General features: G+C 41.9%; 5 protein-coding genes. 2 read left to right on the top strand and 3 right to left on the bottom strand.

Annotation, left to right across the window (positions count from 1 at the left end):
* Positions 1 to 27: 27 nt before the first annotated feature.
* Entirely contained in the window at positions 28 to 3,321 is a 3,294-nt protein-coding gene (locus tag ACOOE0_RS03145; RefSeq protein WP_420401022.1) for a VCBS repeat-containing protein, read from the bottom strand.
* A gap of 184 nt (positions 3,322 to 3,505) precedes the next feature.
* On the opposite strand from ACOOE0_RS03145, the gene ACOOE0_RS03140 reads away from it, so the two are divergent.
* Positions 3,506 to 5,158 (top strand): solute:sodium symporter family transporter, encoded by a 1,653-nt coding sequence (locus ACOOE0_RS03140; RefSeq protein ID WP_420401021.1) that lies wholly within the window; start codon positions 3,506 to 3,508, stop codon positions 5,156 to 5,158.
* A gap of 341 nt (positions 5,159 to 5,499) precedes the next feature.
* Here the strand turns inward: ACOOE0_RS03140 and ACOOE0_RS03135 are convergent, their stop codons facing one another.
* Together ACOOE0_RS03135 and ACOOE0_RS03130 are read right to left on the bottom strand one after the other, a co-directional pair.
* Complete coding sequence (locus ACOOE0_RS03135; RefSeq protein WP_420401020.1) at positions 5,500 to 7,068, bottom strand: RagB/SusD family nutrient uptake outer membrane protein; 1,569 nt, start codon at positions 7,066 to 7,068, stop codon at positions 5,500 to 5,502.
* Positions 7,069 to 7,085: 17 nt separating this feature from the next.
* A complete protein-coding gene (locus tag ACOOE0_RS03130; protein ID WP_420401019.1) occupies positions 7,086 to 10,199 on the bottom strand; it encodes a SusC/RagA family TonB-linked outer membrane protein in 3,114 nt (1,037 codons plus the stop codon).
* A 375-nt stretch (positions 10,200 to 10,574) separates the two neighbouring features.
* Between ACOOE0_RS03130 and ACOOE0_RS03125 the strand changes: the two genes are divergently transcribed.
* The gene (locus ACOOE0_RS03125) at positions 10,575 to 11,594 is read left to right on the top strand and encodes a LacI family DNA-binding transcriptional regulator (protein ID WP_138837661.1); all 1,020 of its coding nucleotides are present in this window, start codon (positions 10,575 to 10,577) and stop codon (positions 11,592 to 11,594) included.
* Positions 11,595 to 11,630: the final 36 nt, after the last annotated feature.

Raw genomic sequence — 11,630 nt, 5'->3', positions numbered from 1 at the left:
ACACATGCGCTTTCATCTTCATCATAATTATTTTTTAGCCAAAAATATGGGTGTGTCATTATTTCTTCCGATGATAAAAATCGAGTCCGTACCCATGGTGATTTTTTTCATCGTTCTAGCAGCTCCAGAAACATTAAAGCCACTTTGTTTTACGTATTCAAAATTTCCATCTTGACCTTGCTGCAAAATTAGTCCATGAAAGGCATCCAATCTTCCCAATTGGGTACTTATTTCATAGTTGTTGCCCAAGATGATCAACTCTTTTCGTCCATTTCCGGTCACATCTTCCAGCCCAATATCGTAAATGGCGGAGGATTGTGCCAAACTTGGAAATTCCTTTTTGGTAAACTGTCCATTTCCGTCATTTATAAAATAACAACTGGCCAGTTCATACACTTGCTTGTTTCCAGCTTCATCGAGTCTGTCTTTCCCGAACAAATCCTCGATGGAAGCATTGGCAAAAGATTCGTAGAGTAAAAATTCCTTGTTCAAAAAAGGCATTTGCTTTACCAATTCATCTTTGGATGCAAATGGGGTTTCGGTGTCCTGATGATAATAGGTCACAATGGGTTCGATGCTGCCATTCTTGTCAAAATCATTGGTGTACAAGGTAATGGGTTTGTCTCGACTGGCCTTAAGCTTGCTGTTAAGTCCCCAGTTGCCACAGACCAAATCCAAATCCCCATCATTGTCCAGATCCTCCGCCTTGACCACATTCCACCAGCCGTGGGTGTTTTCTAAACCGTTGTTTTTTTGCAAAGTGAATGTACTTCCATTGTTTAAGAAAATGGAAACGGGCATCCAGTGACCTATTGCCACAAGATCTAAATATCCATTGGCATCAACATCAGCGGCAAATATGTCCTTGATGTTCCCTAAATGCTCCAGTTCAGGAATGATTTCGGGAGTAACTTCCTTGAAATTTCCTGTTTCGTCACGTTTTAGAAAAAACTGCTTGGGAGTTTTACCGTATTCAGAGGGTACTTGGTCAGAAACGATAACAACTTCTTCCATGCCGTCCCCATCAAAATCCTCGGCGATTACTTTGGACGCATTGGTTTCTATCAAAGGCAAAAGCACATGATCCAAATGAAATCTTCCCTCAGCGTTAAGGTACAGTCTTGGCTGAAGCGGCACCCCGCTTTTATATTCGTTGCCTCCACTTACCACAAGCAGGTCGGGATAAGCATCATCATTGGCATTTAGAAAGGTGTGGGAGGTATCTTCATTATTGGCGTGTGCTGTAAAAAGTTCTGGTTGGTGCGACTTGAAACTTCCGCTTTCATCTTGAATGTATAGCGCAGAGGCCTGTTTTTTGGCACCGCTAATGAAAAAATCTTGCAATCCGTCCAGATTGACATCAGTAACGGCTAGCTCAGGGCCTTCATTAGAGTTTGCGAAAGGAACAAGGGGTTCCTTGTCAAAATCCAACGAAGTTGTTTCCCTATGGACAAAGTCAATCAGGGAATCCAATGGTTTGAATAAAGGTTGCTTAACTTGTGATATGGAGTCATAGTAATTGGCAACTGAATCGTTTTTTGTCACTGTGATTTGGCTGGGAACGGATACATTGTAGAGGGTTTCATAAACCCCACCTGGCCAAATAACGTGAAGGGAATCTATCACGGAATCTTTGCCCAAACCTAGATGCACGCGAGGGGGAACGGAAGACAAATATCCTTTGGAGATGAAATTTTCCTGGGTAACAATCTGGGATTTAGAAAAGGCTATAATCTTGGTTCCCAAACCGAACTTGTTTTTTGGCCCTGCATCCAATTCCAAAGTCAAATGGTTGCTTGGCGGACTGGTGTTTTCAAGAACAAAAGCCTCTTCATCCACATTGTTGACCACTAAATCCAAATCCCCATCATTATCCAAATCCGCATAAATGCTTCCATTGCTGAAGGAAGGCTCAAGCCCAATCCAATTTTTGGTCCTATTTTCAAACTGGGCTTCCCCACGATTTTGAAAAATATAGTTGGGGATTTTCTTCACGGGTATTTCCTCAATCAAGGGCATGTCGGACTGTAACATTCCTTGGTCAATACGCCTTTGGATACTTTCGTTGGACATGAAATTGATGAAATCCATATCGTTGGTAGCCCCTTTTATGCCATTGGAAACAAAAACATCTTTTAGCCCGTCATTGTCAAAATCGGCCAAAAGAGCTCCCCATGACCATTCTGTTGCAGACAGGCCACTTAAATTCCCAATCTCTGCAAAATTTGAGTTCCCCAAATTAAGATGCAGGGTGTTCTGCATGTATTGGGGTGCGTAACCATTTTTAAGATACTGCTGGTAAATAGGGTAGCTGTATTCCAAGCCAGAAGTCTTGTACGTTTTCAAGTTTTCTGGAAGCATGTCCAATGACAAAATATCGGCAAACCCATCATTGTTGATATCCGCTATATCATTGCCCATGGAAAAATGGGTGGTATGGCCCAATTTTTCATTGTCGGATGAGATCAATTCTTCGAAGGTGCCATTTTGCTGGTTGATATAGAGATAATCGTTCTCGAAAAAATCGTTTCCAACATAAATGTCAGGATAACCATCGTTGTTCACGTCACTGATGGACAGACCCAATCCATAACCGCTTTTACCTTGAAAGATTCCCCCTTGGGCACTGACATCCACAAAACGCTCACCTGTATTTTCATACAATCTATCTCCAGAAAGGGAATCCGCTAGCTTGCGTTGAGATCCCCGCCCGTAGGCTCTGTTGGGATACACGGAATGATTTAGTAGGTACATGTCAAGGTCCCCATCCAAATCGTAGTCAAAAAAAGCGGAGTGGGTTGAAAAGCCTGAAAAATCAAGATTGTACTTTTGTGCCTCTTCCTTGAAAACAGGCACTCCATTTGCATCATTTCCTTGGTTGACATAGAGTAGATTACGTCCTTCCAAAATATGATAGTTGCCCACTTTGCAAACATAAATATCCAAAAGACCGTCACCATTAACATCAACACTGGTAACGCCGGTGGTCCAACCCGTAGCGTTGTCAATTCCAGAAACTTGATTGATGTTTTCAAAGCGTAACCCTCCTTTGTTGAGGTATAGTTGGTCTTCAGATTGATTTGCCGTAAAGTACAGGTCAACAAGACCGTCTCCGTTAAAGTCTGCAGCCGCTATGCCCGCGCCATTGTAGTAGTAGAGATAGTTTAGGATATTGAGGTTGGGAGATTCCTTTAAGCTATTCTTAAAGGTAACACCTGTATGTTCGGAACCCCTTTTTAGAAACAGGGTTTCCGACTTGTTTTCCGCGCAACTAAGAATCAATAAAAAAGAACCAACAAAAAGGCCGTAAATCCCCTTCATCCATCAATTATAATAGGTCGGGTAAGATAACCAATCCAATGACAATTAGAGAAGTAACAATAGTTAATATTTTGTGGAATTAAGGCGAAAACGTTTGCGGTTGATAAGAATCTTAATTGGAGGGCTATTGTATTGACAAATAATCCAATATATTTAAGGATTACTAACAAACCAAGATATTGTAATGGTAGGAATTTTATCTTTTTTAGGCTTTACGTTACTCGTAGGAATCATTGCTTATTTGGCAACGCGCTCAACTGATGAAACCTCATCCGATGGCTATTTTTTAGGAGGACGAAGTTTAACAGCAGGCGTCATTGCTGGATCGCTATTATTGACCAATCTTTCCACGGAGCAGATTGTTGGATTGAACGGGAGTGCCTATAAAGATGGATTGTCGGTTATGGCATGGGAAACATTGGCAGCGATTGCCATGGTTGTTGCTGCAATTTTTTTGTTGCCCAGATATCTAAAAGGTGGACTTACTACGGTTCCCCAGTTTTTGGCGGATCGTTTCGATGTGGCCACAAAGACCATTACTTCAGGATTATTTTTGACAGGTTATGTGGTGGTTTTGCTACCGGTAATACTGTATTCAGGGTCGGTGGCGATTAGCGGAATGTTCAATGTTCCAGAAATGTTGAATGTCTCCGATACCACAGCTTTGATTATTTGCATCTGGGGCATTGGGGTCATTGGTTCAATTTATGCGGTATTTGGAGGGCTAAAAGCTGTAGCGGTCTCAGATAGTATCAATGCTATTGGATTAATGATTGGGGGGATTTTGATTCCCATTTTCGGATTGATGGCCATTGGGGACGGAAGCGTTTTTCAAGGTTTGGATGAACTTATGACCGCAAACCCTGAACGCTTTGATTCTACAGGAGAGCACGGGCAGGAAGTTCCATTTTCTACCATTTTTACGGGAATGATGTTGGTGCAGCTATTCTATTGGGGTACCAACCAGCAAATTATACAACGGGCTTTGGGAGCAAAGAATTTGGCCGAGGGACAAAAAGGGTTACTGCTTGCCTCGTTTTTGAAGATTTTGGGTCCACTTATCCTGGTTCTTCCAGGGATGATTGCCTTCCATTATTTTGATGGAAGCTTGGAATCCAGTGATATTGCCTATCCAGCCTTGGTAGGGGCAGTACTGCCCAAATATTTGGTTGGATTTTTTGCTGCAGTGCTTTTTGGCGCCATTTTAAGTTCGTTCAATAGCGTCTTGAACAGTTCGGTAACTTTATTTGGGATTGATATATACAAGCAGCATATCAATAAAGAGGCTTCCGAGTCCACGGTAGTGAAGTACGGGAAAGTTTTTGGGGTTTGTTTGGCCTTGGCTGCCATGTTTATAGCGCCCTTGATTGCCAATGCTGGAAGTTTATTTAATTATTTACAGGAAATCAATGGAATCTACAACATTCCTATTTTGACCATCATTGTGGTGGGTTACTTGACCAAAAGAGTTCCTGCTATTGCGGCTAAAATTGCCATATTCTTGGGGTCTGGTCTTTATATCATCAGTCAGTTCATTGTTGGGCCCAAATTGGTGGACAACGCATTGGAAGCTGCAAAAGCTTCTGGGATTACGGATGAAGCGGCCCTACGGTTGGTGGAAGCCGATGCGTATCCCCATTATTTGCATGTTATGGCCATTCTTTTCTTGTTGAATGCTGGTATAATGCTGTTGATCGGTAAATTCTATCCAAGGAAAGAAGCCTTCGTTCAAGAATATACAAAGCAAGTGGAGATTACACCTTACCGACATGTGAAGCAAGTTGGATTGGCCATTTGTGTGATTGTGGTGGGAATCTATATTTACTTTGCTAAATAAATTATAACAGACCTTTTGCCGATTGTTTTTGGTGAAAGGTCTTCCATGTATTGAACGAGCAAGCTGAGTTTTGTATTAAACTTGGTTGAATCAGCTGATTAAGCTCGCTAGGGATAATGGTGAAATCGTTTTAGATTCCAATAGCATTCATCTTCTACACGCTTTTTTTCACACTTAAATACTACGTACCTCTTGTAAAAAAACCGGGAGGGTTAACCGTTCAAAAATTAATCCAATTAATATTGATGAGGATGCTGGTGCTTTACCAGCGAAAAGGAGAAATAGAAAAAGGCTGCCCGCGGGCAGCCTTTAAACTATAAGATAAACTTAAACTTGGATTGTTAATACCCTGGATTCTGCACCAAATTTGGATTGGAAAGCAAGGCATTGGTTGGTATTGGGAATAAGTTTTTGTTATCATCCCCAACAGATTCTGCATTTTTGAACTCCCAATCTCTGGTAAACTGTCCAAAACGAATCATATCGGTTCTACGGATAGCCTCAACATAAAGCTCTCTACCTCTTTCAGCCAACATATCGGCCTCGGTAACTGAACCTAGTGGAGTAGCTCCCCTTAAGGCACGAAGCTCATTGACCAATGCAGTAGCGTCACCGCCACCAGCACCTCTCATGATCGCTTCCGCTTTCATCAAATGGGCATCAGCATATCTGAAGATGATCTCGTGGTTGGTAAAAGAACCGTTAACCGGATGGTACTTGATGATACGTACACCAGTACGCTCATTGTTACCTACCAATCCAGGCAATTCCTTGGTAAACACCAATGGATTACCAGGACGATCGTTAAGTGCGTTTCCTTCGGCATCGTAAGCTTGTCCAATAAAGAATCCGTATGCGAAACCTAAATTGGTTTCATCAGCATTGGATGCATCTGGCACCCAACCTCTACGTTCTTCTTGGCCATCTCCAACATTATTGGTAGTTGGATTACCTTCAAACATATCGTAGAATTCAGCTAAAGTGCTAAATCCATTCCAACCACCACCTGTGTTATCAGGAGCAACAGTGTTGTAGTGAGCCCCGTTCCAGATTCTGTTACCTACAGATGTTGGCAACCAGAAAATAGTTTCGGAATCCGCATCTTCCTTGAAAATATCAAAATAACCATCTTGCAAGGCATAGCCTTCAGCCGCAATGGCATCAACAAGGGAAACAACTTCGTTAAGCGCAGAAGCATCTGGAGCTCCAGATCCACTGTAAACACCAGAGTTCAATAGCACCCTAGCTTTTAAGAAACGGGCAGCTGCCTTGGTTCCTCTACTTTGATTGGCAACATCATTGGCTGCCACACTTGGAAGACCTGCAATGGCAACATCCAAATCGTTCAAAATAAAATCGTACGCTTCAGTTCTGGATAGGATAACTGGATTAACTTCAGGTCCTTCATCCGGTTGTCTGAAAGGAACTTGTCCGTACATATCCATAATAACCCACATCCCAAAAGCTCTTACAAAGCTTGCTTGGGCAACCTGCTCAGCAGAAGAACTACTTCTTGAATCTATTACCTCAGAAGCAAGGAAAATAGTCTGGTTCCAGTTGTTCCATACGTTAAGGATATATTGGTGACCGGGTGACCAAGTATGGGCATGGAGGGTTCTCCAAATACCATTATCACCCCAGTCCGTACCTCTGGTAGGAACCAGTTGCTCATCCGTAGCTACTTCCTGCAATGCATAGAAGTTAGCTTGATCTCCCAATCTGTTCATACCGTTGAAAAGGTTGTCAACGGATGCAGCTGGGTCTTCAACACCATTAAAGATGCCTCCGGTGGCCGTAGACTCATCAATGATTGAGTCGGTTTCTTCAATTTCGAGATCGGTACACGAAATCGCAAACACCACACAGAATGTGGATAATAGCCATAATTTTAATTGATTTCTTTTCATCATTATTCAATTTTTTTTAATTAAAAGGTGGCATTAACACCAAAAGTAAATGTTCTTGGTCTTGGGAATGCCGTCAAATCTATACCAGCAGTTGGAAGACCGTTCAATAAATCCAGTCCATTGTTTGCTGGTGATACACTTACCTCTGGATCCAAGCCTGAGTAATCTGTAATCAAGAACAAGTTTTGTCCTGTTAAAGACAACCTTAGGCTTTTAATAGCTCCGTTACCACTAAGAGGCACATTGTACCCTAAGGATGCGTTTTGGAAACGTACAAAATCACCTTTTTCCAAAAATCTAGTAGATACCTCGGCGGCAGCATTACCTGCTTCTCCACTTGTCAAAACGTTAGGAGTAACGTTTCTTGCGTTGGCAATGGAACCAGCAGTAAAGAATGCGTTGGCCGTGTTGTTATACACAGAGAATCCAAACTGACCTGTGAAGAAGGCTGAGAAATCCCAGTTCTTATAAGAGGTATTCAAGGAGAAACCGGCAATCACATCTGGAAGTGCGTCCTCACCAACAAAGGTTTGAACATCACCAATAGGCTGACCATTGCTATCAAATCCTCCAAACTCTCTTAGGAAATAGGAAAATAGTGGCTGGTCTCCAGCCAAAATCTGGGCAAATGCCAAAGAAAGTCCCTGACCTCTAATGGTACCTGCTGGAATTTGACCTCCAAAATCCTGCAACTCATTTTCGTTGTAAGAAATATTGAAGGAAGTACTCAAGTTGAAGTCCTCAGATTGCGCAAAATCATAGGCAATTGAGAATTCAACCCCTTGGTTCAATACAGTTGCATCCAAGTTTTGGAAGAAGAAAGGCTGAGGAGATGGCTGCGCAGCTGGAACACTTAACAGAAGATCTGTTGTTTCCTTGCGATACACATCAATAGTTCCTGAAAGCCTATCGTTGTTAAATCCAAAATCAAGACCAACACCATAGGAAAGTGTTTCTTCCCACTTTAGTTGGTTATTTACGAAGGACACTGCTTGGGTACCTGGAATAGCAATTTCACCACCATTCTGAATATCACCGGCAGGGTTGGTTGTATAACGCTCTCTACGAACGAAGTTACCATACCCTAGACCTTCTTGGTTACCAGTGATACCTCCACTAAGTCTAAGCTTAAGTGTTGAGAACGTATCACCCATAAAGTCCTCTTCATGTAACTTCCATGCAAATGCACCGGAAGGGAAGTAACCATACTGATTATCCGGACCAAAACGGGAAGAACCATCAGCCCTTATCGTACCTGTAAACAAATACTTGTCTGCAATGCTGTAGTTTACCCTACCAAAGAAAGACTGTAGCTCATCCGTAAAATCGAAAGTGTCCGTAAAAATGGAACGCACATCGATTAGCACAGAAGAAATGTTGTCAGTTACAGGCGAGGGGAAAAGTCGATTTATAAATATCTCACTTTGTCCAGTCCCAATACCGTACTGCTGATATCTTCCACTAATGTTAGCTTCAATGGTATTGGCAGATCTTTCCAAATCATCTCCCATACGGTCAAGATTGGAAGTATTGAATCCCCAACCTTGGATGTTTCTTCCATCTCTACCAAAATCTTGATATGAGAAACCAACAAGAACATCAAGGAAAGAATTTTCCAATTCCTTCTTATAAGACAATGTTGCTTCCAAAAGGTTGTTGGCCACATTGATATCGTTTACTGCGGCACGACCATTACCACTTGTACCGTTGGACAAACCAACTACATCACGGCTAATTCCGGATTTTCTAGTGGACTCAGAAGTGTCATAACCATAAGTAACCTTACCAGTTAGCTCCGGAGTAAAGTCATATTCCAAGGAAACGTTGGCCAAGAATCTGTTGGTAAAGGCTGTACTTTGAGTTACATGCAACAAGTTGGAAGGGCTTAAAAGACCTCCACCTGGGGCAAAATCAACATCGGTTGGCCAAGTTGGGTTGGCAGAATATGCAGCACCCAATAAATCCCCGTTAAATCCAGCACTACCGGAAATGGGTGGTGATTCATCATTTACACGGGAAACAGTGGCTTGTACATTAAGTCTAAGCTTGTCATCTAAAAAGCGATGTGTCCAGTTGGCTCTTCCTGTAATTCTTTCCAAAGAAGATTCTTCGATTACACCAAACTGATCTTGGTAACCAAAAGTAGCACGGATATTACCCTTGCCATAGTTTTTGGACCAAGAAAGGTTTTGGTTGTGCGAAGTAGCGTTTCTAGTCACAATATCTTGCCAATCTGTGTTAGCACCAAAATCTTGATCCGCTGCAACTCCGCCGAATTGTGCAACACCAGCAAGAAATTGTTCGCGATTCAACAAGTCGTACTCGTTGGCAGGCTTGGAGAAACTAAGGCTTGAAGAAAACTCGAATACACCATCAGATCCAGCCTTACCACTCTTAGTGGTAATAATTACAACCCCATTAGCACCCCTGGAACCGTAGATTGCTGTTGCAGAAGCATCCTTCAAAATACTGATACTCTCAATATCAGACGGGTTCAAGAAGTTCAACGGGTTTTTGGCCGCACTGGACCCCAAACCTAAACTTCCCTGTCCTTGTGCAGAGGTATCATCTCCAGCAAGTGGAACACCATCAACTACAAAAAGTGGATTGTTGTTGGAACGCACAGAGTTTGTACCCCGAATACGGAATTCAACTCCTGCTCCCGGTTCACCACTGGTCTGCGTAATCTGAACACCCGCGGTCTTACCCTGAATCAACTGTTCAGGAGATGAAATTACACCTCCGTTGAAGTCCTCAGCGGTAACTGATGCCACAGCACCCGTTGCATCTTTTACCGTAGTGGTACCATAACCAATGATCACAACTTCATCCAATGCCTGGGCATCTTCTTGAAGCGTAACATTAATGGTAGTCTGTCCATTTACGGTAATTTCTTGTGTCGTGTAGCCAATATAGCTGAACACCAACACTGAAGAATCGTCAATACCACTAAGGGTATAATTACCATCAAAATCGGTCTGCGTACCATTGGTAGTGCCTTTTACAAGAACACTTGCTCCCGGTAATGGACCGTTTACATCCGTAACAGTACCAGATACCGTCTGAGCTTTTGCCAATCCAAAGCATAAAAATGCCCCAGAAAGCAAAATGCTTTTTAGTAGCGTAATCTTCATAAATAATTAATTTTAAGTTTAGTTAATTTCAATTCAATTGTTAAACATATATAAAAATAAAGTTAATCCGTAGTTAGCTAGAGTATGATTCGCAACGAAAACGGTTTCGTGTTAATAACTTTAGGATTTTGCGAGTTTAGTAAAGCTTTTATCTTTTAATTAGTCAATTCGCAATTTTCCCTAGAAGATTTGGAAGTTTATGCAATCCTATAGCTAATATACTATTTTTATTTTTTACCGAAATATGCGCTTTTTTTAGCTAAAATTTAACCTTGGGCCAAGCCATCAATTTTGTTAAAAAAGTTTGACTAAAGTTGAGATCTGATGTATATTGGCTAACTTCAAAAAAATACTGGGAAGAAAAGACGGCGCGCATTGAAATCAAAGATTACATTAAAGGATATTGCAAGGGAATTGGAGGTTTCCATATCCACAGTTTCAAAGGCCTTGAAGAACAGTGAGGAGATCAGTAGGGATACCAAGGAAAAGATTCAAGCCTTCGCCAAACTTTACAACTACCGTCCCAATAATATAGCCATTAGTCTTAAGAACAAAAGAACCAAAAACATTGGCGTTGTCATTCCGGATATTGTCCATCACTTTTTTACCACCGTGATCAGGGGTATTGAAAAGTATGCCAATGCAAGAGGATACAACGTAATTGTATGTTCTTCGGACGAATCCTTCGACAGGGAGGTGATCAACATGGAAATGCTGGCAAATGGCAGTATTGACGGCTTTATCATGTCTTTGGCATCAGAAACCCAGCAAAAGAACGACTATAACCATTTAAAGGAGGTTACAGAACAAGGGATTCCCGTGGTACTCTTTGATCGGATTACCAATGAGGTTGAATGCGATAAGGTGATTATTGACGATCAGCTAGGAGCTTATATGGCCGCCAAGAAAATGATCGATCAAGGCAGAAAAAAAATTGGGCTTATAACCACTGCGGATTATCTAAGTGTTAGTAAGGCTCGTACCCAAGGATACAGAAAGGCCTTAACCGAGCATAATTTGGAAGTTGACGAATCCAGAATCCTTAAGTTGTCCAGTATGGATATGGACGAAGAGCTCATTCAGCAGTTTTTCGAATCCACAGAAATGGATGCGGTTCTTTGTGTCAATGAAATTTTTGCCGTGTATACCATGCGCTTGGCCCAAAGAAATGGACTTAGAATTCCAGAGGATATCTCTTTTATCGGGTTTACAGACGGGTTTCTTTCCGAATACGCCAACCCCAGCTTAACAGTAATTGCCCAGCACGGGCAAAAGATGGGGGAGATTTCTGCCCAGATGCTCATTGAAAAAGTAGAGAGCGAAGCAGAAGAGGAAACTTACCAGACCAAAATTTTGGAACCTACTTTGGTGGTAAGGGATTCTACAATTAACTAAGTTTGCACCTGCTCTAGGGCTGCAGAATTAGAAAAC

It is taken from the genome of Flagellimonas sp. (genome assembly GCF_965215805.1).
In the GTDB taxonomy this organism is placed as follows: Bacteria; Bacteroidota; Bacteroidia; order Flavobacteriales; family Flavobacteriaceae; genus Flagellimonas.
This window is presented reverse-complemented; position numbering and strand designations above follow the sequence as displayed.

What these genes read in the sequence shown, in the direction of transcription:
- ACOOE0_RS03145 (WP_420401022.1), bottom strand. Translation starts at nt 3,321, where the DNA reads ATGAAGGGGATTTACGGCCTTTTTGTTGGTTCTTTTTTATTGATTCTT.
- ACOOE0_RS03140 (WP_420401021.1), top strand. Translation starts at nt 3,506, where the DNA reads ATGGTAGGAATTTTATCTTTTTTAGGCTTTACGTTACTCGTAGGAATC.
- ACOOE0_RS03135 (WP_420401020.1), bottom strand. Translation starts at nt 7,068, where the DNA reads ATGATGAAAAGAAATCAATTAAAATTATGGCTATTATCCACATTCTGT.
- ACOOE0_RS03130 (WP_420401019.1), bottom strand. Translation starts at nt 10,199, where the DNA reads ATGAAGATTACGCTACTAAAAAGCATTTTGCTTTCTGGGGCATTTTTA.